This is a genomic window from Neomoorella sulfitireducens, assembly GCF_024733845.1.
In the GTDB taxonomy this organism is placed as follows: Bacteria; Bacillota; DSM-521; order Neomoorellales; family Neomoorellaceae; genus Neomoorella; species Neomoorella sulfitireducens.
Genome location: NZ_JANRHG010000001.1, coordinates 97,747 through 119,107 on the forward strand (window position 1 = coordinate 97,747; position 21,361 = coordinate 119,107).

Here is a 21,361-nt window from a genome sequence, read left to right on the forward strand (position 1 = left end):
TCCTGTTTTGTCCCCTATTAAGTACCTACGATAATTATTTTGCGCCAGTACCGGCCTTTTATTAGTCCTTTTTTATTCTCCCGGCTCCTTATCCCACCGCAGGCCCCGGTAAACAGGATGGCGCAGGCACCCGTCCGGCGTCTGCTCCAGGTACTCCACGGTGCAGAGAAGGCGCGGTTCCACCCAGCGGGGCCGGGTCAGGCCCGGTACGGGTTCTCCGAAGGGCGGCGGCACCGCCTTGAGTTTTTTTAGCTCCGCCAGCAACCGCCTCTCTTCCTCCCGGTCAAAGCCGGTTCCCACCTTGCCCCGGTAGACCAGCCGCCCCTGCCGGTACTCGCCCAGGATGAGGGCCCTTAAGATACGCTCACCGCTCCCGGGCTCGTACCCTACGATGATAAACTCCTCCGCGCGAGTATGCCGGAATTTGCGCCAGTGGGAGGAACGCCGTCCGGGAAGGTAGGGGCTGTCTTTGGCCTTGGCCACAACTCCCTCCAGGCCCTGCCTGGTGCAGGTCGCAAAAAAGGTAATGCCGCAGGTTTCAATAAAGCTGGAGAGGGCCAGGTTGTCCCCCGGCCGCACAGCTTCCTGGAGCAAACCTTTACGCCAGTACAGAGGCCGGAGCATGATGTTTTCGCCCCGGCAGTATAAAAGATCGAAGGCGACAAAAACGGCCGGGTTTTGCAGAGCGGCCTGCCTGATTTTCACGGGATCGGTAATTCTCCCCCGGGCCTGGAGGCGGCTGAAGGAGGGCCGGCCTTCCTCTCCCGGGATAATTATCTCCCCGTCCAGGACCGCCGGCTGCATCCCGACCCACCGGTGCAGGCCGGCCAGCTCGGGAAAAGCCGGGGTGATGTCCAGGAGGTTGCGGGACTGGAGGACGGTTTTCCGGTCCAGGTAAGCCAGGCAACGGTAACCGTCCCATTTCACCTCATAAATAAAGTCGGGGGAATCAAAGGGGCGGGCGGCCACGGCCAGCATGGGCTTGATTTGAAATACCGGAAGCCGGCCGCCATTATCCCCCCTCATGAGGTCTTGCGCCGCCGGCGCGGTTTCTTGGCTTCTTCATCCCCGGCACCGGCGGCCTTTTCCTTTTTGGCCAGTTCGATGCTGGCCTTCAGGGCCTCCATCAGATCGACCACTTTCCCTGCTGCGGGCCGCGCCGGTACCGCCACCTCTTCACCGGCGACCTTAGCTTCGATAATCTCCAGGAGGGCCTGCCGGTAGGCGTCGGTATATTTTTCCGGCTCAAACCGGGCCGCCAGGTTGTTAATCAGGGTGACGGCCATTTTGACCTCGTTTTCATGGAGCTTGACGTCAAAATTCAATTCCGGCAGTTGCTCCGCCGTCCGGACCTCCCGGGGATAAAACATGGTGTGCATTACCAGTCCCTTGCCCGCCGCCCTTATCACCGCCAGGGACTCCCTGGATCTCAACGTGACCCTTGCCACGGCGATTTTCCCTGTTGCTTCCATGGCCCGGCGCAGCAAAGCATAGGCTTTATGTCCCATTTCCGCGGGCACCAGGTAATAGGCCCTGTCATAATAAATGGGGTCGATCTCCTCCAGGTCGACGAAGTCGAGGATGTTGATGCTTCTGGTCGTCTCCCGGGGAATCCCTTCCAGGTCTTCCTCTTTAAAGATCACGTACTTGCCCTTTTCGTATTCGTAACCCCGGACGATCTCCTCCGGCGGAACCTCTACCTGGCAGGAGGGGCAGTATTTGCGATACTGGATGGGCGTCCGGCATTTACTGTGCAGGTAGTTAAGTTTTATATCACTGCTTTCGATAGCTTTATAGAGTTTTACCGGCACGTTGACCAGGCCGAAGCTTATCGCACCTTTCCATAGGGGGCGCACGACTCTCACCTCGAGGTTGTCCCCGAGCAACCCGGGGCGATCCCGCCACCGGCAACCTTTACGCCCGGGTTTTGCCTGTAGTATCTCCCCCCTGCGGGCGGGCAATGCACCGGCTAAGCCCGGGCAGGTCTGCCGGCCCGCGCCAAATAAAAATCCGGCCCCCGGCCGGTATTAGAAGATATTTTCTATTTCCACGGCAAAGCCGCTTATCACCCGCGACCTAACCGTACCCTGCTGCTCGACTTCCTGATCGAGGACAAATTTTCCTTCCTGCCGGCAAAAAACCTGCACCGATTTATTCTGGGGATCAACAATCCAGTATTCCCTGACACCCTTTTTTTCATAAACCTTGTACTTGCTCCGCAGGTCGTAATAACCCGTACTGGGGGAGAGTATCTCCACAACCAGATCCGGGGCGCCGTTGACACGTTTTTCTTCTATAATAGAGAGCCTTTCGTTGGAAATAAAAATTATGTCCGGTTGATAAGTCTCCGTGTCGTCCAGGTAGACGTCCAAAGGAGCATGCAACACAATGCCCAACCCTTTCTCCAGGACAAAGCCCGCCATTTTTAATTCCAGTTTCATAGCTACCATCTGGTGATAGGGTGTAGGCGAAGGTGTCATTACCAGTTCCCCCCCGATAAGCTGATAGGGTGACCCCTCCGGGAGGCGGCAATAATCTTCATAAGTGTACCGTTCCCGGCTCACCGCCAGTTCCGCTAGATTAACGCTCATTTTCTTGCACCTCCGTCCCTTTGGTAGCGATTTCTTCCAGGCAGGTTTTTCTTTATTTTATCTAAAAGTTACCGGTTGAGCAAGGAATTAAAAATTATACCTCAGTCAGTTCTAACAGTGGTGCTAAATCATTGGGACGCTCCAGTAGCTCCCGGTACAGGTCGCCGCATTCTTCCAGGCGGCGCCCGATAGTATGGATATTAAAATCTCCCGGAGTAATTTTTTTCGCCGCTACTTCTTCCCAGGTCAAGGGAGCAGAAACCGGGGCCCCGGGCAAAGGCCGCAAGCTGTAAGGAAAGGCCATGGCCCGCCCCCGCACGTTCTGTAGGTAATCAAGGTATACTTTGTCCCCACGCTTCTGGATAAGGTGTTCGGTGGTGGCCTTCCGGGGGTAAACCTGGACAATTAGTTGCGCCAAGAACCCCACGGCCGAGGTTACTTCACGGAAAGTCCAGCGGGGATAAAGGGGGATGAAGATGTGGAGGCCCCTGGCGCCTGAAGTTTTGGGATACCCTGTTAGCCGGAATTCCTTTAATGCCTGGTTGACCAGGAGGGCGATTTCCAGCACGTCGGCAAAGGTGGTGCCTTCCGCGGGGTCGAGGTCCATGACCGCAATATCCGGGTATTCCAGGTGGCCGGCGCTGGAAAGCCAGGCGTGCATTTCGATGCAGCCCTGGTTGGCCAGCCAGGCCAGGGTCGCCTCGTTATTGCAGAGGACGTAATTGATGGTTTTATCGCCGTCGGCGTGATAGACGGGCAGGGTCACTACCCACTCCGGGGCATAGGCAGGGCATTCTTTCTGGTAAAAGGCTTCGCCCGTTATGCCGTCGGGGTAGCGCTTGAGGACCAGGGGCCGGTGCTGCAGGTAAGGCAGGATTACCGGGGCCATGTCGACGTAATAGGCGATGAGATCAAGCTTGGTCAACCCCTCCGGCCAAAAGACTTTATCCAGGTTGGTCAACCGGAATTCCTCTCCAGGCCCTTGAAGCTGTATGCAAGGACGTCCCTGGCTCATTGTTAACCTCTGCCCCTCATTATTATCACCTTGCAGTTAGTTTCTCCCCCGCCGGTTAAAGCCCATACGCCGTTATCCAAGGGCTCGTTACCTTCTTACCTGACCTTTCACATGCCCTTTTATACACGGGCAGGGTACAGGAAAGGTAATCAACGGCCGGGCAAAATGAGCCCCCTTGTAAACAACCTCCGGGTATAGTAAGATGAAGCCAGCAACCGGTTGTGTTAACTTTGTCAATTTATTAACACCTAACTCCCGCGACGACGGGTAAAAAATCCAGGGAAGGTACCTTTATGCCGGCCTTAAAACTGCTCTCCGTCTTTGCATTGATGATGGTGCTCCTCTGGCTGCGCGTCCCGCTAGCGCCGGTAATCTTTGGGAGCTCATGCCTCCTGGCCATCCTTTACCACCTTACCTCAACCGCACTTCTGGCCACCTTTTGGCAAACCCTTACAGACCCGTCCACCATTGAATTGGAGCTTGTCCTGGTGCTGATTATGCTTTTCGAGGGTTTGCTGAAAAAGCATGGCTACCTGGAAAGGATGCTGGCCGGTTTACTTAATCTTCTTCCCAACCGCCGCCTTCTAGCGGCCACGCTGCCCGCCTTTATCGGTCTGATGCCTTCCATGGGCGGGGCATTTTTTTCCGCGCCCCTGGTCGCCCAGGCAACGGCGGATACAACCCTCTCCCCAGAAGAAAAAAGCGTTATTAATTATTATTACCGCCATATCTGGGAATACTGCCTTCCCCTTTACCCCAGCCTCTTAATCACCTCCCAGGTTTGCGAATTACCCTTAACAAAATTAATCCAGGCCCTTGCTCCTTATGGCCTGCTGGTAGCCCTGCTTGGGTGGCCTTTCCTGCGGCGTATCCCGGCAGAAAAGAACCGCCCCGGCAACGGCTCTTTACCTCGCATCAAAGAGGTGCTGCTTAACATCCTGCCTGTGCTGGTTATAGTGTTGATGGTCCTGCTCCTGCAGGTGCGGATTCTTATAGCCGTAGGGCTGGTTCTGGTAGTGCTCCTGGTGCGCCATCGCTATACCCCGCGCCAGTTCTTACATCTCTTCCGGGAAGCCGTACAGGTAAAAATTCTGGTCCTCGTCCTGGGAATTTTTTTCTTTAAACAGACGATTTTGGCAACCGGGGCTGTGGCCAGCCTTTCTTACTTCTTAGAAGCCCTGGCCGTACCAGAGTTTATCGTTTTCAGCATATTCGGCTTGCTGGTGGGCTTAATTACCGGTACGGTTTCTTATTCCATGGGCATTATTTTCCCTGTCGTGGTGGCTGCCACCGGCGGGCAGGTAAGTATGCCTCTGGCGGTATTTGTTTTTATAGCCGGATTTACCGGGGCCATGTTTACACCCATGCACCTCTGCCTGTCCCTGACGGTCGATTTCTTCCACGCCGACCTGCGGCAGGTCCTCCGGATGCTGGTGCTCCCTGAAGCAGCACTTATCGCCGTGGCCGCTACCGTATATATAATTGCTGTTTAACCGGCTGCCAGGAGTACTCAAAAACCCGCAAAAAACGCCAGCTTGTCCGGGAGAGCAGGCCGTAAAGGACGTTAAATCGTTCCAATCTTACGCGGGTTTCACCAGTTGCGGCCGATTCTGGCGTCGATGATGATCCCGGTGTACAGCCACAAGCCCCTGCCGCCGGCGACCCGGGCGAAGTTACCCGGAACATTCACCGGGACACCGGTAAAGACGGCAGCTAAGCTGGCATCCACTTTAAAGAAAAAGCGGGAACCAATGCCTCCCCCATGGCGTCAATAAATCTAGAAAAAGACAGGGAGGTATTATCCTTGCTCCAGCTTTTAAAACCAGTTAAACCCCTGACCCTGGCAGTTTTATTTTGCCTGCTGGCAGGGCTCTTTCCCGGTGTTGCCCCTGCCGGCACAGAAGGAATCCCTATTTTTGTCAACGGCCAGGAACTAAACCTGGATGAGCCGGCCATAATCCAGGACGGCCATGTCCTGGCCCCTGTCCGGGCCCTGGCTGAAGCTCTCCAGGCTACGGTAACATGGAACGAAGGGACCAGAGAGGTAATCATCACAGGGCCGCAAATGACCCTTAAGATGGTCGCCGGCAGCAGGGACGTATACAGGAATAAGGAACGGTTGTCCCTGGCCGTACCTGTCCAGATACGTAACGGCCGTGTCTTGGCTCCGGTACGCTTCCTGGCGGAATCCCTGGGCGCCGAAGTATCCTGGAATGCTATAACTCTGACGATAGCCATTACTATCCCCTCACCCCCAGTGGCAGAGCGGGTGTACGCCGCGCCTATCCCGGCCAGGTTGGCTTTCACCAGTGGAGGTATCCTTTATCTCCTGGAAGGTAGCCAGGACGGGGCCGCACCGGTACAGGTAACTAAAGAAGACACCGTGGCAACCATCCTGGGCTGGTCCCACGACGGCAGGTGGCTGGCCTACCTGTTACGGGAAAAGCAGGAAGATGAGGCCGCCAGGCCCTACCTCTGGGTGGTCAGGGCCGACGGGAGCGACGCCCTCCAGGTTGACCCGCGACCGGTGCTGGTCGATGCCGCCTGGTCACCGGTCGCCAATATCCTGGCTTACAGCACCCAGGGCCCCGGGGGAGGCTACGCCCCGGATATGAACTTGAAGCTGGCCGCCATTAAAGACGACGGCGTGCAGATTACGGCTCTGCTACCAGACGGAAGCGAAGTAGTGGAAGACTTCGCCTGGACGCCGGACGGCCAGGCCCTGGCCGTATCCCTGCCGCGCACTGAAGATCAGCCCCTGCGCATTGACCGCCTGACCCTGGCGGGCGGGCGCCATAATTTGCTTACCCTGGGTGAGGCCGGGACAGCGGTGGACGAAATTTATTTCAGCTATGCCACAGGGTTAACGTGGTCTCCCAACGGCCGCTACCTGGCTTACTACCTGCACTTCAACGCAGCATCCCTCTCCGCCGACGGTGTGCCCTTTGAGGTGCTGGACTTAGACAATCCCGGCCGTTCCCTTAATCTTGGTACCTGCCTGCCCAACCGCCGATGGCTGGCCTGGTCCCCGGACGGAAACAAATTGGCCTTCATCCACGGCAGCGGCCGGGAAGCGACGACCAACAAGCACCTGGGTATTGTCACCCTGCCGGAGGGCCAGATCGACTATTATGACCAACCCGGCCTCGTGGATAGCCAGCCCCTGTGGCTGCCCGCCCCGGACGATGGCGTTCTCATCTGCCGCGGTCTGGAAACGACAAGCCGGGAAAACCAGCAGCCCGGCGTACTGGTAAGGCATCAGCGCATCTGGCTGGCGGAAAACGGCGGCCAGGCACGCCCCCTGACCACCGGCGACCCCGGTACAGCAGACTATTATCCCTCCGTCTCCCCGGACGGGCGGGACCTCTATTTCCTGCGCCTGGAAAGCACCAACAGCTGTTCCCTGTACCGGCAGCCCCTGGACGGCGGGCCGGCGGTGGAGCTGGTACGAAACTTAGGCGGCACAGCCGGCTACTACGGCAATTACTACCCGGCCTGGATAAGCATCTATTACCCGGCTAAAAAAATAAAGGCCACCGGCAAGCTGGTGGTCGGCAACGTTGAAGGTTGTCACTTTGAACTGGAAACCGGCGAAGGCCGCCTGGTGCTTCTGCCGGAGGAAGGCTCCACGGGTGTTGCTAAAGACCTGGAAAAATACGCCGGTCAGGTGGTTATGGTTATCGGCACCCTCACCAACGAGCCTAATATTTACATGCGGGGGGCCATCATGCGGGTAAACTCGGTCATGCCGGTACAATCCCCCACCCCGGCGAATAACAACGAGGAAAACCTCGTTGCCGGCATCGACTCCTTCACTATCGCCCCACCTGACCTGGTAATCAAGGGGAAAAAACTGGCCCGGGTGGAAATCTGGGCCGTACCCACCGGGACGGGGGTAACCGAAAAGGATTATACCCTCCTCGGCCAGGCCACCAAGCAAGTTGAAACTGGCGGTCAGCAGGTCTGGACCTTTACCATCCCCCGGACAACTATCATGGCTACTGAAATTTTTGCCAGGGGTTATAACGAACAGGGGCGTGAGGCCGGCAGGATTTCCTTGCCTGTCACAGGCGTAACCGCTCTCAATGAAGCTCTGGGAACAATGGATAATTAAACCCTTATACCCGCCGGAGGCTACCGGCTAAAAACAATATGTTAACCAGTGGAAGCTAAAAGCTATAGTTCCGGTTAACCGGGGCTATAGCTTTTAGCTTAAAGACCGGACTCTTCAAACCACACCACTCTTTGAGGCCAGGGAGTTTTCTGTTAGCGGTTTGTTTAACTAAATTAAAGCCGGTGTTTCAAGTGCAGTCTTGTTAGACGGCAGGGCCGGCCGCAGGTAATATTATCCACCGCTTGACAAGTGTAATACAAAGGGTTATATTATAGTCAATTAGATATTCGTCTAAATATCCGGAAGGGTAAAGGTGAAAGGTGATGGGGTTGAATAACCTCTTTAAAGCCCTTGGCGACGGCACCCGCCGGGAAATCCTGCGCCGGCTGGCCAAGGGAGATATGGCCGCCGGGGAGATCGCCGCAGCCTTCAACCTGTCATGGCCGACTATCTCCCACCACCTCCATGTCCTAAAAGAAACGGGGCTCGTCCAGGTTGAGAAAAAGGGCCAGTACGTTATCTATTCCCTGAACACTACTGTTTTCCAGGACATTGCGGGTTGGTTGTTTGAAATGCTGGGGATAATAACGGAAAACCATCCCGACGGAAAAGGAGGCGTTAAGGATGGACAATAAATACCGCGTTAGCAAGGAAATGATCAGGCGCGACTGGCCCGCCCTGGTAGTCCTGGTGGCCATGTTCCTCGCCGGTTTCATACTTTACCCCCGCCTGCCGGAACTGGTCCCGGCCCACTGGAACATACGGGGCGAAATCGATAATTACTTCAACCGCTTCTGGGGCGCCTTCGCCCTGCCCCTGATGACCGGCGGTATTTACCTGCTCCTGCTTTTCGTCCCTTACCTTGATCCACGGCGGGAAAACTACCCCCGTTTTGACCGGGCCTACCAGATGGTACGGGTGGGAATGGTCCTCTTTATGGGAATAATTTATGCCACCACCCTGGTGGTGGCCCTGGGCGGCCCGGCCAACCTGGTCGCAAAGGTTGTACCCCTGGCGGTAGGGCTCCTCTTTATCCTCATCGGCAACTACCTGCCCCAGGCGCGTCACAATTACTTTTTCGGTGTCCGTACCCCCTGGACCCTGGCCAACGAGGAAGTATGGCGGCGCACCCACCGCTTTTCCGGTTATGCGTTTATCCTGGGCGGGATCGCCTTTATCATCGCGGCTTTCCTGCCGCCGCCGATCAACTTTATCCTGCCCATGGCTTGCATCTTTATAGCCACCGGTAGCGCTATGGTTTATTCTTTCCTGGCCTTCCGCAGGGTCTCGCGGTAGGGGCTTGCCGTGGCCGGTTAAGCCCAAGTTAATACCCCTCCCGGAGACAAAAAGAAACACTCGTTCCATGAAACGAGTGTTTTTGCTGCTGCACCGGCCGGTCTCCCCCTTTTAGCTACACTGATTTTGCTGCAGGTCGCAGGTCAACAAGGTCTCCGAGGCTTCATCAGCCATAACTACCAGGCCGTCCTCCCGAACGACGATCAGGCTGTTCTCCAGGCTTACCATGCCCACGTTGCTGCCCACGGCGTTGGCCAGGAGGACGTAACAGCGGTTCTCTACCGCCCTGGCGATGGGCAGGAGGGATGCTACTCCACATCAGCAGGTTGCCATAGGGTTATTTCTCTTACCCCGACAAATACCAGGTCATTGGAAGCCAGATTCCAACATTTATATTCCTGACAGGCCGCCAAGAGGATAGAATCATTCGTCATAAGTCCGTATTGCTGTTGCCAGGTCAACGCCTGGTAGCACAAGTCCTGGGTAAGGGGTACAATGTTGATATTCATAGCGGGAATTTTTTTTACCTGCTCAGCGTAAGTAGCGAGCCTTGTAATTATTTCCGGTTTACCCTTCAGCTTTTTGGCTAAATTTCCCGGGGTAACCAGCCCTCTGGTTACCGCTTCCAGCATCATTAAACGATGCATGGTTTCCAGCAGAATATTAGTTGTCGTAAAACCCACGATTTCTTCTCTTTCACAGCGCTCCAGGAAAGAACTGCAGTCCTCCGACACCCCGCTGAAGTGATAAATAAAAATGTTGGCATCAACGAAAATCTGGCTGCCGGCGGGCAACTCGTCAAACCTCAAAAAAGTCTTCCTCCTCCAGGATCTTTTTTACCACTTCAACCCGGGATGGTATACTGCCTCTCGTCGTCTTAACTATAGAAGTTTCTCCGTCTCCTGTTCCTTTTTTACCGTAAAGGTATTGCTCCAGCGCCTCTTCAATTATATCATTGAGATGTTTTCTTTCATTTTTTGCTACCAATTTAGCCCTGTAAAGAAGCCGGGGATTAATAGCCGTACCTACTTTTTGTCGCATATTTTTCACCCCGCTTAAATTATAAAATCCTGGCAACCGGCATGTCAAGATTACGTCTAGATAACCTCGAAAACCAGCATCAAATTTCCCGGGGGCAGGCGCGGGATACTGCCGGCCAGATACGAGGCATCCGGCTCACTGCTGGCCGGTGACGCCGGCAGGGACAAAAAGGGTACAGAAAAAGGCCACGTCCTTCTGGATAGGTGGCCCCCATGGTCCTTCAGGCCTGCAATGGGTGAGTCCCGCGCCAGTTGAGGAGGATTGGATCTGAAACGGCCTTGTTACAACATTTTAATACCGCCCTGGGCAGGGCCTCACCCTTGCATCTGGCTCCCGGATGGTTTTGCTTACTGTTCTGATGGTGTCATGGGTATTTCCGGCGCCGCCAGGGCTTCGGCGGGCAGCTCGATTTTTATGCCACTGTTATACTGGTAATCCGTGACCTTAATTTGAAAGGTAATGGTTTCCAGGGGCACGGCTTCTTCCTGGAATTTATCCGCAAAAGCAACAAGGCAGGTCAATTCTGACGCATAAGTAAGGTTATCTTCCATGCCGATGGCTTCCTCGCCCCAGAAGGAAATGGACTTCAAGACGCCGCCGGCCTGGTTCACGGCCTGTTCCATCTCCGGGGTCAACCCTCCGGGCAGGGCCTGCATCAGAGCCAGCCAGTCGTCAATCCGGCCATACAAGGCGATACGGTGAACCTTGCGCCCGTTCTCCACACCCTCGCCCAGATATCGGAAGTGGAAGTTATCCTGTAGTCCCGGCGGTAACCCCGTCGCGTTCCTGCTCTGTTCCACTAGGGTTTCCAGGTCCGGCAGGGCTCCTTGGGGCATCTTCATCCACTGGGGTTCTGCCATGCCGGGGACCTCTACATTCTGGTACAGGGTCCCATCCACCAGGTATTGTTCCATATGCATCTGTATCTGGCCGTCCGCCGGCAGGTTTTCACCAGATGTTTTCTCAGGCGGGAGGTTAAGGGTCATATCCATTTTTTGGTGCAGGCTCAGGGGATACCTAAACTCGCTCACAATATTACCGTGCATGGAAACCGCCGGCACTTCCCCGGCAACTTCCGGCCGCGGGCGTATAGTCATGACCATGCTGCCGGTAAATTTCAGGTCTTTGACCGTAGCTTGGGCCTGCCGGGCGGCCTGGACAATCTTTTCCGCCTCCGGGTCGCTGCCAAAAACCCTGGTCAAGAAAGCAACGCCCCCGTCCACCGTCAAAAGCGCGCCGGCATCCTGGCCGGGCTGCAGCAGGCCGGCCCGTACCAGCCAGGCATAGGGGGTGTAACCCCAGCTTTCCCGCTCCAGAGACCCCTTTACCTCCGGCGCGGCAACACCGTCCGGCAACCCCAGGACCCGGGATGCCATCACCGCCGCCTCCAGCAGGGTCACCGGCCGGTCGGTGTGCAGGCTACCGTCGGGGTAACCCCTGATGATCCCTTTCTCCTTCAAAGCCATTACCGCCGGGCCGTACCAGGCATCTCCCTGGGTGTCAGCCGGGTTTTCCTTCACCTGCATTCCGGCCGCCTGTGCCAGGAGGGCGGCAAAGACGCCCCGGGTGAGGATTGAATCTCCCGCCGGCGCCTCAGGAAAAACCTGCTGCAGCTCAGCGGCGGTGACCGTCCCGGCCAGGGCCGCCGGCGCCAGGGCCAGGATCAGGCCCAGGGCTAGGATAAACGCCTGAAACCACTTCTTCATTCTTTTCCTTCTCCCCTTTCGCTGTTCTTTCCCCCTGTACCTCTCATTTTTTTTAGTAATTCTCTACCCTGCCAGATTTCTCCTGCCAACCGGAGAAATTTATCCCAGGGGCCTTCCTGGAACCGGCAAAATGGTCGGGAAAAAGCAACCGGAGCGTAAATTCCTGTTGTTCCCGGCCGGGATCAAGTAAAAGCATAACTTTTTATTTTTAAATTTTTCCTTGACAGGGACTGGCTTTCCCTGGTATTCTATAGATAACAATTTAGGCATGAGTTGAGTAGAGTATTGAGCACAGCTGAGGAGAGACGAGACTGGCCGGAGTGAAGGCAATAACAGCCTGGCGGTTTTCGTCAGGCTGTTTTTTATTTATCCAGCCGTTCCGGGGCAGCAGCCCCGCCGGCAGCAATAATTCATCATCAAGGGGGAGTTATCAATGGAAGAGGTCAAAGTAACCCGGGTGGAAAAGCAGGGGCTGCAGGCCATGGACGTGGTCGTGGTGGCCGTCCTGCTGGCAGCAGGCGCGGTACTCCGGATGATCACCCCGCCCTTCTTCGGCATTACCCCCAACGTGGTCATCGGTATGTACGTCCTGGCCATCATGCTTCTTAAGCCCCGCCTGCCCCAGGTACTGGGGATCGGCCTGGTGGCAGCCGCCGTCTGCCAGCTGACCACAAAATCCCTGCTGCCCTACCTGAATTTTGCCAGCGAGCCAGTAGGAGCTATAGTTACCGCCCTTTTACTCTACCTACCCTTTGATAAAAACAGCTTCTTCAGGGTAGTGAAACCCCTGATAGTTACCTTCCTGGGTACCTTTGCCAGCGGTTTTACGTACATTACTATCTTTAAAGCCATAACTCTCTTTGCTACTTTACCCAAAAATCCAGCTTACACTTATCTTCTCATGGTAGTTATTGTTACCGGCATTTTTAACGCCGTCCTGGCCCAGGTACTCTATTTCCCCTTAAAACAACTGCTGAAAAATGTTTAACCTGATAGAGCGCAGCAGCCCGGAGGCCGGTTCATGGAACCCATTATTAAAGTAGAGAATTTTACTTTTTACTATCCCGACAGCCAGGCACCCGCCCTGGAGGGGATAAACTTAACCGTGCGGGAAGGAGAATTTTTAGGCCTGACCGGCCCTGCCGGCGCCGGCAAGACCACCCTGGCCCTGGCCCTGAATGGCATCATCCCCAATTTTCAGGGAGGCCGTATGGGTGGCAAGGTAATGGTCGCCGGTTTAGACACGGCAAAAACCCCCTGCGCCCGGCTGGCCGGGGTTATCGGCAGCGTCTTCCAGGACCCGGAAGCCCAGCTGGTGGCGGAAGTAGTCGAGGATGAGCTGGCCTTCGGCCTGGAAAACCTGGCCGTCTCCCGGGAAGAAATACAGCGACGCATTGGCGCCGCCCTGGAAATGGTGGGCATCGCCAGCCTGCGTCACCGTAGTTTACGGGAATTATCCGGCGGCCAGAAACAAAAGGTGGCCATTGCCGCTGCCGTGGCTTTAAGGCCACGGGTGCTGGTGCTGGATGAACCTACTTCCGAACTCGACCCCCAGGGGACCGTGGAAATCGTGGCCCTCCTGCAGCGGCTCAACCGGGACTATGGCATAACCATCCTGTTGATTGAACAAAAAATAAGTGTCCTCGCCCCCCGGGTCCCCCGGCTGGTCTGTCTTAACAAGGGCCGCATCGTGGCCGATGCCAGCCCGCGCCAGATCCTGGCCCAGGAGAAATTGACGACCGAACTGGGCCTGGAGGTACCCCCGGTGACAGCCCTGTTCCGGATGCTGCGCCGGGCCGGCGTCTATCAAGGCGACCTGCCCCTGGAGGTAGACGAAGGCCAACGGGAGCTGGGGCGCCTGCTTGGGAGCCGGGCGTCCAGGGCATAGCGGTACGCAGGTAAGTTATAAGATAGATGGTCCCGTTTCTTATGGAGACTCCACAGGGGTGAGCAGCTTCCCGGCCGCATTTATTTACAGCCAGGAATCTGGTACGGGCAAGGTAATACCATAGTGCAATCAGTAAATGTACCATCTTATAACTGGCTAACCTTTGCGGGCGAGTTGAGGGCAACTGCTGTGCAGGGATCATGGCGAGAGAAAAACGCTGCCAGCCGGCGGTAAAAGATACCTGAAAGCTGTCGCCATCAGTACGGGGCGGCAACCTATATTTGGAGGCGCAAAAAAAAATGATCCGGGCGGAAAATATACATTTTACTTACCCCAATGGTTTTCAGGCCCTCAAGGGCCTCTCCTTTCACATCAAGGCCGGGGAATTCGTGGCCGTTATCGGCCAGAACGGCGCCGGGAAAACCACCCTCCTCAAGCTCCTGAACGGGCTTCTTAAACCCACAGCGGGCAGGATCCTGATCGGCGGCCTGGATACGGCCCGGGCGCGGGTGGCTGAACTGGCCCGCAAGGTAGGCTTCCTTTTTCAAAACCCGGATCACCAGATCTTCCTGCCCACCGTCAGGGAAGAACTGGCCTTCGGTCCTAAGAATTTAGGTCTCAAAGGGGCGGTCCTAGAAGATAGGGTGAAGGATGCGGCTGCCGCCGTAGGCCTCACCCCTTACCTGGATTTTAACCCCCGGCAGCTCAGCAAAGGCCAGCGCCAGCGGGTGGCCCTGGCCTCCGTCCTGGCCATGCAGCCGGAAGTCCTGGTCCTGGACGAACCCACCACCGGCCAGGATTACCGCGAAGCCCTGGAAATAATGAGGCTTGTCAAGAAGCTGCACCAGCAGGGCCACACTGTACTCCTCGTCAGTCACGATATGGAAATGGTGGCCCGCTTCGCCGGCCGGGCCCTGGTCCTGGGGGAAGGGCAGCTGCTCCTGGATGGGCCCGTGGCGACAGTTTTTGCCCGGGAAGATGTCCTGGCCGCCACCGGCCTCGTACCTCCGCAGGTCATCCAGCTCGCCCGCCCTTACCAGGAACAGGGACTCCTGCGCCCCGTACTGACGGTAGAAGAATTGTATGCCGAAATTATCGCCGCTTTAAGGGGTGAGGTAGATGCCCGGCAAGTCCTTCCTGCATAAACTCAACCCCCTTACCAAAGTCGTCTGGTCCCTGGCTGTTATTACCCTGGCCTTTGTCTACCAGCAACCCCTGCCCATCTTAAGCCTCTGGGCCTCGGTCCTGGCCGTCGCCCTGATTGGCAAGGTGTTGCGGGAAATCTTGCCCGCCATCCGGGGGCTTATAATCTTTGCCGCCATCTTTTTCCTCTTTCAGGTCTTTTTAATCGACGAGGGCCAGGTTGTTTTTACCCTGGTACCCGGCACTGGCATCGGCCGCATCACCGACGTGGGGCTCAAGGCCTGCACCATGCTCGCTTTAAGGATGCTGGCCATGACATCTACCATTCCCGTTCTCCTGGCAACCACCCCGCCCAAGGATATGATTGTCGCCTTTGTGGAAAAACTGAAGGTCCCCTATGTTTATGCCCTGATGCTGGTAACCTCTTTAAGGTTTATCCCTACCCTGCAGGAAGAGTTGAGCCTGGTCATCCAGGCCCAGCGGGCCCGGGCCTACGACCTGGAAGGCCGCAATATTATCAAGCGCTTTCTGGCCCTCATCCCCCTGGCCCTCCCTCTCCTCCTCATGTCCGTCCAGCGGGCCCGGACCATGGCCATCTCCATGGAAACCCGCGCTTTTGGCGCCGGCCCCCGTACCAGCCTGCACACCTCGACCTTCCAGCTACTGGACATAGGGGTAATCTCTTCGTGCCTGCTCCTGACAGCCGTTCTGGCGGTTGTATCGCTGCATTAAGATTATCCAATCAGCCCACGGGTCTTCAACCGGTCCCGGGGGATAGGCTCAACTGGCAGTAAGGTACCACTGGTCGCAGGCCCAATCAGCCTGGCATACTGATGTCACAGGCCCCGGTTTTTGTAACCGGGGCCTGCTTTAATGCCAGCAAAAGCCCTGAAAACCGGAATTCTAGCGGTGTAAAAACGGGCGCATATGCTTTTTCCAGGTTGCAAGGTTTAATTCCCTCTATCGCCAAGTTTGAGGACCTGGCTGTTACCTGTTACAATGATACCAAGTAAACTATTTTAGTGTTATTAGTTTCCCATTAAAAGAAGCTACCTACTCTACTATCTGGGTTTGATTACTTTGTCATGGGGGGAGGATTAACCATTTGGGTAAAGGGGAACGAACCGGCCTTGGGCTGCTGGCAATCCTATTACTCATACTGGTTTTAATAACCGGGTGCCAGCCGCGGGAAAAAGAAAAACTCCTTAAAGCCAGCGGCACCATCGAAGCTACCGAAATCAAGGTAACTGCCGAAGTTGGCGGGACGCTGCAGGATTTGACTGTCAAGGAAGGTGACACAATCCCGGCCGGCAAGATCATCGGCCACCTGGACCAGGCCGCCTACCAGATCCAGGTGGATCAGGCTGCTGCTGCTGTGGCCGCAGCCCGGGCTGCTTTAGCCGAAGCCCGGGCCGGGGCCAGGTCACAGGAAATTGCCGCCGCCGAACAGGAAGTAGCCCGCCTGGATGCCCAGGTAGCTGCCGTGCAGGAACAGGTAACCCTGCTGGAAGACAATCTGCGCCGGGCCCGGGAACTCTTCCAGGCCGGCGCCCTGCCGGAACAAGAACTGGTAAACCTGGAAAGCCAGTATAACCAGGGCCAGCACCAGTTAGCAGCAGCCCGGGCCCAGTTGGAAGCAGCTAAGTCCCGGCTGGCACTGCTCCAGGCCGGGAGTACCCCGTATACCCTGGACCGCCTGGCCGCCGGGGTGCAACAGAGCGAAAAAAACCTGGCCCTGGCACAGTTGAATTTAAATAAAACTACCCTGCGCTCCCCGGCTGCCGGCCTGGTGGCCAGCGTTAATTTTGAAAAGGGGGAGCTGGTCCCCCAGGGGGCGGAAGTAGTAACCATCCTGGACCTCAATAACCTCTGGCTTAACGTCTACATCCCGGAAAACAGGCTCGGGGAAGTCCAGGTAGGCCAGCCAGTCCAGATTACGGTTGATACGTTTCCAGGCCATTCTTTTCCCGGCCGGGTGGAGTATATCGCTCCCCAGGCCGAATTCACTCCCCGCCAGGTCCAGACCACGGAAGACCGCGTTAACCTGGTTTTCCGGGTAAAAATCCTGGTAACAGGAGGGCAGGATAAGTTGCGACCGGGACTGCCTGCCGATGTTACTTTTCCAGCTCCCGTATAAGCTGTAACCAGCTTCGCCCAGCACCCAGGATGAAACAAACCCGGGCTCCCGGGAACAAAGGGGGGTAACCTGTGAACCTTCATCAACCAAACCCGCCACACCAGGTTGCCGGCGCGGTACCCGGGGAGCAGCCAGAAACAATTGCGCCTGCCTACCAGGTTGCCCCGGCAATTGTCGTCACCAACCTGAGCAAGAACTTTGGCCCCATCCAGGCCGTACGCCAGGTGAGCTTCCAGGTCCCGGCCGGCAGCATCTTTGGCCTCCTGGGACCCAACGGTTCCGGCAAGAGTACCACCATCCGCATGCTATGCGGCCTCATGCGGCCCAGTAGCGGTAGCGGCCAGGTCCTGGGCCTGGACATCGTTACCCAGGCTGAAGCCATCAAGGCCAGTATCGGCTATATGTCCCAAAAATTCAACCTCTATGAGGACCTCACCGTAGTCGAAAACCTGTATTTTTTCGGCAGTATTTACGGTCTTCGTGGCGCTGCCCTCAGCCGGCGCTGCCGGGAACTTTACGAGCGCATGCAGTTGGAGGGTTGTGAAAAACAAAGGGTAGGCACTTTGTCCGGGGGCTGGAAACAGCGGGTTGCCCTGGCCTGTGCCTTTATCCACCTGCCGCGTTTACTGGTCCTGGATGAACCTACCGCCGGTGTCGACCCGGTTTCCCGCCGTCTCTTCTGGAATCTCCTTGAAGGGCTGGCTGCCGAGGGCATCACCATCCTACTTACTACCCACTATATGGACGAGGCCGAACGCTGCCATGTTATAGCCCTCATGGACCGCGGCCGGCTCCACGCCTTCGGCCCCCCGGCCCGGCTCATGGCAGCGGCCGGCTTGCCGACCCTGGAAGATATCTTCATAGAAATGGCAGGTAAAGGGGAGGATTAACGCCAGCAGGCAGCCTCTTGATCACCTTCCAGCACATTTTATCCCATTTACAGGGAGTGATCACCACGAACGGGCAGCGGTTACTGGCCATTATCCGGAAAGAGTTTATCCACATCCGCCGGGATCCCCCCAGCCTGGTAATGGTCTTTATCATGCCGGTACTGATGTTGCTTCTCTTCGGTTATGCTGTGAACACCGATGTCAATCACATACCCCTGGCCGTTTATGACCAGGACGGCAGCCAGGCCAGCCGTTCCCTGGTAGCCAGCCTGGTAAACACCGGCTATTTCGACCTCGTCTTCCAGGCAGGCAGCGAGGAAGAAATAAAATCCCTCCTTGACAGCGGCCGTGCCCGGGCCGGCCTCATCATACCACCCGGCTATAGCCGCGATTTAAAGCGCCAGGCAACGGCTACCGCCCAGCTCCTGGTAGACGGTTCCGACCCCCTGGTGGCCCGTACCGCCTTGTCCATGGCCGAGCTAGTTAGCCAGGCCCAATCCCGGGAATTGCGCCTCGCCGTCCTGTCCAGCCAGGGGACGGCCCTGCCGCCCGGGCCGGCCATTGACCTGCGGGCACGGGCCTGGTACAACCCCGGACTGGAGAGCCTGAAATTCAATATCCCAGGTCTTATCGGGTTAATCATGCAGAATATTACCATGATGTTGACGGCCTTTGCCCTGGTGCGGGAGCGGGAACGGGGTACCCTGGAGCAATTGATGGTAACCCCGATCCGTGGCGCCGAATTAATGCTCGGCAAGCTAATCCCCTACATCGTCGTGGCCTTTATCGACATGGGCCTAGCTTTAGGAATAGGTACCCTGTGGTTTAAGGTGCCCATCGCCGGGAGTGCCATGCTGCTCCTGGCGCTGACCGTCCTCTTCCTCGTCTTCGCCCTGGGACTGGGCATCTTTTTCTCCACAATCGCCCGTACCCAGCTCCAGGCCATGCAGATGACCATGCTCTTCATCCTGCCCAGCGTCCTGTTGAGCGGTTTTATTTTCCCCCGCTCCTCCATGCCCCGGCCCATCCAGTACCTGGGCAACCTGCTGCCCCTCACCTATTTCCTTGATATCCTGCGCGGCATTATGCTCAAAGGTACGGGAATTAACTATCTATGGCAGGATGTCCAGGCCCTGGCCGGCTTCGGCGCCGCCGTTATCGCCCTGGCCGCCCTGCGCTTCCGCAAACGGGTAGATTAATTAAGGCCGTAAACAGGAGTGAGCGAACGTTGGAGACAAAAGCTAAAATCCTGGCTACCATGAAAAGGCTGGCCAGCGACAGGGGTTTCCATGCCGTTACTACCGATGAACTGGCTGCTGCCTGCGGGATAAGCAAGCGCACCCTTTACCGCTACTTTAACAGTAAAGATGAAATTGTTGAGCAAGTGCTGGATAATTTGTTGACAGAGGTAGGAACCAGGGTGCAGGAAATACTTGCCGGCCCCCTCAGCCCGCCGGCAAAGTTGCAGGCCATGGCCCGGGCCGTTGCCGAGGGAGTAAGTTTCCTGGAACCTCAAATCTTTCACGACCTGCAACGTCATTACCCTCATCTCTGGGAAAAGATTGACCGTTTCCGGGCTGAACGAATGGAAAAACTGGGGCAGGTCTACCTGGAGGGATGCCAGAAGGGATATTTTAAGGAGTTTAATGTTGAAGTGGTCATCAATTCCTTCCTGGCTGCTGTCCGCGCCATAATTAACCCGGGCTTTTTCACCAGCCATAATATATCCCTGCCACTGGCCCTGGATACCCTGGTGGAAATATTCCTCTGCGGCATCAGCAAGGTGACGCCATGTAATGAAGGACAGGAACCCGGCCGTATAATTCCACCCCTTGCGGCAAAAGTTAATTAAGGGGTGCCACAGGTTGCATAAAAAAGACCTCATTCGCAGCCTTAACTGGTTCTATACCCTGGAAATCGAGCAGGTCGATCTTTACCAGACTCAGGCACGGGCGGCAACGGATATTTACCTGCGGCAAGCGTTGACCCGAATTGCGGCAATCGAACAGGAACACGTCATCAACCTGGAGGCGGAAATAAGACGCCGCGGCGCCACCCCCACCCGTACCGGTGCCGTTATTGCCCCCCTTCTAGGGGTGGCGGCGGCGACCGTCCTCAACTGGACCAACACCCGCACCGTACTTTGGGCCAATATAACTTTAGAGGAAAAGGCCATAGCCGATTACAAGGGGTTGATCCTCAAGGTCGCCGACAAACCCCTATTTGACCTCCTCTGGCGCCACCTCATCGACGAAGACCTGCATGCCGCCTGGTACAGCAATAAATTGAAAGAGCTGGACCGCCTGGCCCTGCATAAAGAAGGGTTTACAACCCCGTCCGGCTGGCAGTAAAAAGATTGAGGTTTGAGTTACAGTAAACTCCCGCGGGGACGACATGAGGAACTTCTCCGGCAAGAAATGCTTTACCACCGCATGTGGAAGTTATAATACTAAGTACTGGAGACAGGCAGTTAACCTACCCTTTTTAATCCCTTTGGGAATATTGCTCTAAAATGCGTACCAGCTCTTTTCCGGCCCGCTCCAGGTCATCGTTAACGATCACGTGCCGGTATCTATCGATAAAGCCCATTTCCATATCCACCCGGGCCATCCTCCTGGCGATGAGCGCAGGATCTTTTTCCCGCCCGGCCAGCCGCCGCCGCAATGCTTCCATATTGGGTGGAACAATAAAAATGGGAACTACATTGCCGGGAAATCGTTCCATAACCTCGGCGCATCCCAGGACATCCATATCGGTGACGATGTCATACCCGTTCTCAAGGGCATAGACAATCGTCGGCAAATGGGTGCCGTAGTAGTCACCCGTATGAATCTGTTTCCACTCCAGGAAGGCCCCCTGGGTAATCATTCCTTCAAATTCAGCCTTGCTGACAAAAAAATACGGGAAACCCTGGACTTCCCCCGGCCGCATGGAGCGGGTGGTTATTGAGGGCAGGTAATAAATACCCTCCACCCGTCCCAGGGCATAGTTCAACAGGGTATTCTTACCCACCCCGGAAGGCCCGGAAACGACGAAAAAGATACCCTTCCTTGTTCTTTTGTCTTTACTCTGGAAATTAACTACCAGTTCTTTAAGCAATTCTCGCACCATAATGTCACCAGCAAAAAATTTTTGGCTACATTTTAACATAATGCCCCATAGGAAGCAACGTTAATTCCTAGCTCTTTACCGTTGCCGGCGGGTAAAATCGCGTACTGCCTGAACCACAGCTTTCAGGTCACGGTTGATTCCACACCTGTTATCGCCGGCCAGAATCGAACCTCCTTTCTTTACCGTTTTTCGATAACCACTCTACAGGTTAAATTTATTTTCTTCGCTCTAGTTAGAAAAACCTATCGCCATGGTGCACCCTCTGTTCAGGATTAAACTTAACTGGATGTGCAAAGCGCACAAAAGCTAACAGGATCCCCGGCTGATGATTTAAGGAGCAAAAGCAATATAAAAGCACGCCACCTTTGAAAGCGGCGTGCTTCTAATTCGAAAAAAATCAGCTTTAAACCTGCCTGCTTGCTAGGTTCA

General features: G+C 55.9%; 23 protein-coding genes. 13 read left to right on the forward strand and 10 right to left on the reverse strand.

Translation table 11 applies throughout. From position 1 onward, the window contains the following. Positions 1-72 precede the first annotated feature (72 nt). The 4 genes from ligD (NWF31_RS00440) to ligD (NWF31_RS00455) form a co-directional block, all read right to left on the reverse strand. Positions 73-1,026, reverse strand: coding sequence for a non-homologous end-joining DNA ligase (ligD, locus tag NWF31_RS00440; RefSeq protein ID WP_258358530.1), 954 nt, complete (start codon positions 1,024-1,026; stop codon positions 73-75). Further along, positions 1,023-1,856, reverse strand: coding sequence for a non-homologous end joining protein Ku (gene ku, locus NWF31_RS00445; RefSeq protein ID WP_258358531.1), 834 nt, complete (start codon positions 1,854-1,856; stop codon positions 1,023-1,025). Before ku ends, ligD (NWF31_RS00440) begins: the two co-directional genes overlap by 4 nt. Before the next feature lie 171 nt (positions 1,857-2,027). Then, positions 2,028-2,591 carry a Uma2 family endonuclease gene (locus tag NWF31_RS00450; RefSeq protein WP_258358532.1) on the reverse strand — a complete coding sequence of 188 codons (564 nt, stop codon included), beginning with the start codon at positions 2,589-2,591 and terminating at the stop codon, positions 2,028-2,030. A 94-nt stretch (positions 2,592-2,685) separates the two neighbouring features. Next, positions 2,686-3,552, reverse strand: coding sequence for a non-homologous end-joining DNA ligase (gene ligD / locus NWF31_RS00455; RefSeq protein ID WP_258358533.1), 867 nt, complete (start codon positions 3,550-3,552; stop codon positions 2,686-2,688). A 347-nt stretch (positions 3,553-3,899) separates the two neighbouring features. Here ligD (NWF31_RS00455) and NWF31_RS00460 point away from each other — a divergent pair, with 347 nt between their 5' ends. After that, positions 3,900-5,099, forward strand: coding sequence for a DUF401 family protein (locus NWF31_RS00460; RefSeq protein ID WP_258358534.1), 1,200 nt, complete (start codon positions 3,900-3,902; stop codon positions 5,097-5,099). 98 nt (positions 5,100-5,197) lie between these two features. Here NWF31_RS00460 and NWF31_RS00465 read toward each other — a convergent pair whose 3' ends face one another. Next, positions 5,198-5,335, reverse strand: coding sequence for a hypothetical protein (locus tag NWF31_RS00465; RefSeq protein ID WP_258358535.1), 138 nt, complete (start codon positions 5,333-5,335; stop codon positions 5,198-5,200). 75 nt (positions 5,336-5,410) lie between these two features. Here NWF31_RS00465 and NWF31_RS00470 point away from each other — a divergent pair, with 75 nt between their 5' ends. From NWF31_RS00470 to NWF31_RS00480, 3 genes are all read left to right on the forward strand, one after another. Beyond that, positions 5,411-7,720 (forward strand): stalk domain-containing protein, encoded by a 2,310-nt coding sequence (locus NWF31_RS00470; protein WP_258358536.1) that lies wholly within the window; start codon positions 5,411-5,413, stop codon positions 7,718-7,720. A gap of 329 nt (positions 7,721-8,049) precedes the next feature. Then, entirely contained in the window at positions 8,050-8,355 is a 306-nt protein-coding gene (locus NWF31_RS00475; protein ID WP_258358971.1) for an autorepressor SdpR family transcription factor, read from the forward strand. After that, entirely contained in the window at positions 8,345-9,016 is a 672-nt protein-coding gene (locus NWF31_RS00480) for an SdpI family protein (RefSeq protein ID WP_258358537.1), read from the forward strand. The genes NWF31_RS00475 and NWF31_RS00480 overlap by 11 nt, the downstream gene beginning before the upstream one ends. A gap of 111 nt (positions 9,017-9,127) precedes the next feature. On the opposite strand, the gene NWF31_RS00485 is transcribed toward NWF31_RS00480, so the two are convergent. From NWF31_RS00485 to NWF31_RS00500, 4 genes are all read right to left on the reverse strand, one after another. Further along, complete coding sequence (locus NWF31_RS00485; protein ID WP_277998727.1) at positions 9,128-9,316, reverse strand: nitrilase-related carbon-nitrogen hydrolase; 189 nt, start codon at positions 9,314-9,316, stop codon at positions 9,128-9,130. 8 nt (positions 9,317-9,324) lie between these two features. Further along, positions 9,325-9,825 (reverse strand): type II toxin-antitoxin system VapC family toxin, encoded by a 501-nt coding sequence (locus NWF31_RS00490; protein WP_258358538.1) that lies wholly within the window; start codon positions 9,823-9,825, stop codon positions 9,325-9,327. After that, positions 9,815-10,057: a hypothetical protein gene (locus tag NWF31_RS00495; RefSeq protein WP_258358539.1), complete on the reverse strand. Its 243-nt coding sequence runs from the start codon at positions 10,055-10,057 to the stop codon at positions 9,815-9,817. Before NWF31_RS00495 ends, NWF31_RS00490 begins: the two co-directional genes overlap by 11 nt. 347 nt (positions 10,058-10,404) lie before the next feature. Beyond that, positions 10,405-11,763, reverse strand: coding sequence for an S-layer homology domain-containing protein (locus NWF31_RS00500; RefSeq protein ID WP_258358540.1), 1,359 nt, complete (start codon positions 11,761-11,763; stop codon positions 10,405-10,407). 433 nt (positions 11,764-12,196) lie between these two features. On the opposite strand from NWF31_RS00500, the gene NWF31_RS00505 reads away from it, so the two are divergent. The 9 genes from NWF31_RS00505 to NWF31_RS00545 all read left to right on the forward strand — a co-directional run bounded on the left by NWF31_RS00505 (position 12,197) and on the right by NWF31_RS00545 (position 20,172). After that, positions 12,197-12,751: a tryptophan transporter gene (locus tag NWF31_RS00505; RefSeq protein WP_258358541.1), complete on the forward strand. Its 555-nt coding sequence runs from the start codon at positions 12,197-12,199 to the stop codon at positions 12,749-12,751. A 33-nt stretch (positions 12,752-12,784) separates the two neighbouring features. Continuing rightward, positions 12,785-13,651 carry an energy-coupling factor ABC transporter ATP-binding protein gene (locus NWF31_RS00510; protein ID WP_258358542.1) on the forward strand — a complete coding sequence of 289 codons (867 nt, stop codon included), beginning with the start codon at positions 12,785-12,787 and terminating at the stop codon, positions 13,649-13,651. A 299-nt stretch (positions 13,652-13,950) separates the two neighbouring features. Then, complete coding sequence (locus NWF31_RS00515; RefSeq protein ID WP_258358543.1) at positions 13,951-14,796, forward strand: energy-coupling factor ABC transporter ATP-binding protein; 846 nt, start codon at positions 13,951-13,953, stop codon at positions 14,794-14,796. Then, complete coding sequence (locus NWF31_RS00520; RefSeq protein WP_258358544.1) at positions 14,771-15,526, forward strand: energy-coupling factor transporter transmembrane component T family protein; 756 nt, start codon at positions 14,771-14,773, stop codon at positions 15,524-15,526. Before NWF31_RS00515 ends, NWF31_RS00520 begins: the two co-directional genes overlap by 26 nt. Positions 15,527-15,899: 373 nt before the next feature. Next, positions 15,900-16,931 carry an HlyD family secretion protein gene (locus NWF31_RS00525; RefSeq protein WP_258358545.1) on the forward strand — a complete coding sequence of 344 codons (1,032 nt, stop codon included), beginning with the start codon at positions 15,900-15,902 and terminating at the stop codon, positions 16,929-16,931. A gap of 140 nt (positions 16,932-17,071) precedes the next feature. Further along, positions 17,072-17,821, forward strand: a complete 750-nt coding sequence (locus tag NWF31_RS00530) for an ABC transporter ATP-binding protein (protein WP_422880229.1) — start codon at positions 17,072-17,074, stop codon at positions 17,819-17,821. Positions 17,822-17,838: 17 nt separating this feature from the next. Further along, the gene (locus tag NWF31_RS00535; protein WP_258358547.1) at positions 17,839-19,020 is read left to right on the forward strand and encodes an ABC transporter permease; all 1,182 of its coding nucleotides are present in this window, start codon (positions 17,839-17,841) and stop codon (positions 19,018-19,020) included. Positions 19,021-19,049: 29 nt separating this feature from the next. Further along, positions 19,050-19,673: a TetR/AcrR family transcriptional regulator gene (locus NWF31_RS00540; protein ID WP_258358548.1), complete on the forward strand. Its 624-nt coding sequence runs from the start codon at positions 19,050-19,052 to the stop codon at positions 19,671-19,673. A gap of 13 nt (positions 19,674-19,686) precedes the next feature. After that, positions 19,687-20,172, forward strand: a complete 486-nt coding sequence (locus NWF31_RS00545; RefSeq protein ID WP_258358549.1) for a ferritin-like domain-containing protein — start codon at positions 19,687-19,689, stop codon at positions 20,170-20,172. 133 nt (positions 20,173-20,305) lie between these two features. On the opposite strand, the gene gmk is transcribed toward NWF31_RS00545, so the two are convergent. Beyond that, positions 20,306-20,932: a guanylate kinase gene (gmk, locus tag NWF31_RS00550; RefSeq protein WP_258358550.1), complete on the reverse strand. Its 627-nt coding sequence runs from the start codon at positions 20,930-20,932 to the stop codon at positions 20,306-20,308. Positions 20,933-21,361 lie beyond the last annotated feature (429 nt).

What these genes read in the sequence shown, in the direction of transcription:
- gmk (WP_258358550.1), bottom strand. Translation starts at nt 20,932, where the DNA reads ATGGTGCGAGAATTGCTTAAAGAACTGGTAGTTAATTTCCAGAGTAAA.
- NWF31_RS00480 (WP_258358537.1), top strand. Translation starts at nt 8,345, where the DNA reads ATGGACAATAAATACCGCGTTAGCAAGGAAATGATCAGGCGCGACTGG.
- NWF31_RS00515 (WP_258358543.1), top strand. Translation starts at nt 13,951, where the DNA reads ATGATCCGGGCGGAAAATATACATTTTACTTACCCCAATGGTTTTCAG.
- NWF31_RS00510 (WP_258358542.1), top strand. Translation starts at nt 12,785, where the DNA reads ATGGAACCCATTATTAAAGTAGAGAATTTTACTTTTTACTATCCCGAC.
- NWF31_RS00495 (WP_258358539.1), bottom strand. Translation starts at nt 10,057, where the DNA reads ATGCGACAAAAAGTAGGTACGGCTATTAATCCCCGGCTTCTTTACAGG.
- NWF31_RS00450 (WP_258358532.1), bottom strand. Translation starts at nt 2,591, where the DNA reads ATGAGCGTTAATCTAGCGGAACTGGCGGTGAGCCGGGAACGGTACACT.
- NWF31_RS00460 (WP_258358534.1), top strand. Translation starts at nt 3,900, where the DNA reads ATGCCGGCCTTAAAACTGCTCTCCGTCTTTGCATTGATGATGGTGCTC.
- NWF31_RS00520 (WP_258358544.1), top strand. Translation starts at nt 14,771, where the DNA reads ATGCCCGGCAAGTCCTTCCTGCATAAACTCAACCCCCTTACCAAAGTC.
- ligD (WP_258358530.1), bottom strand. Translation starts at nt 1,026, where the DNA reads ATGAGGGGGGATAATGGCGGCCGGCTTCCGGTATTTCAAATCAAGCCC.
- NWF31_RS00505 (WP_258358541.1), top strand. Translation starts at nt 12,197, where the DNA reads ATGGAAGAGGTCAAAGTAACCCGGGTGGAAAAGCAGGGGCTGCAGGCC.
- NWF31_RS00500 (WP_258358540.1), bottom strand. Translation starts at nt 11,763, where the DNA reads ATGAAGAAGTGGTTTCAGGCGTTTATCCTAGCCCTGGGCCTGATCCTG.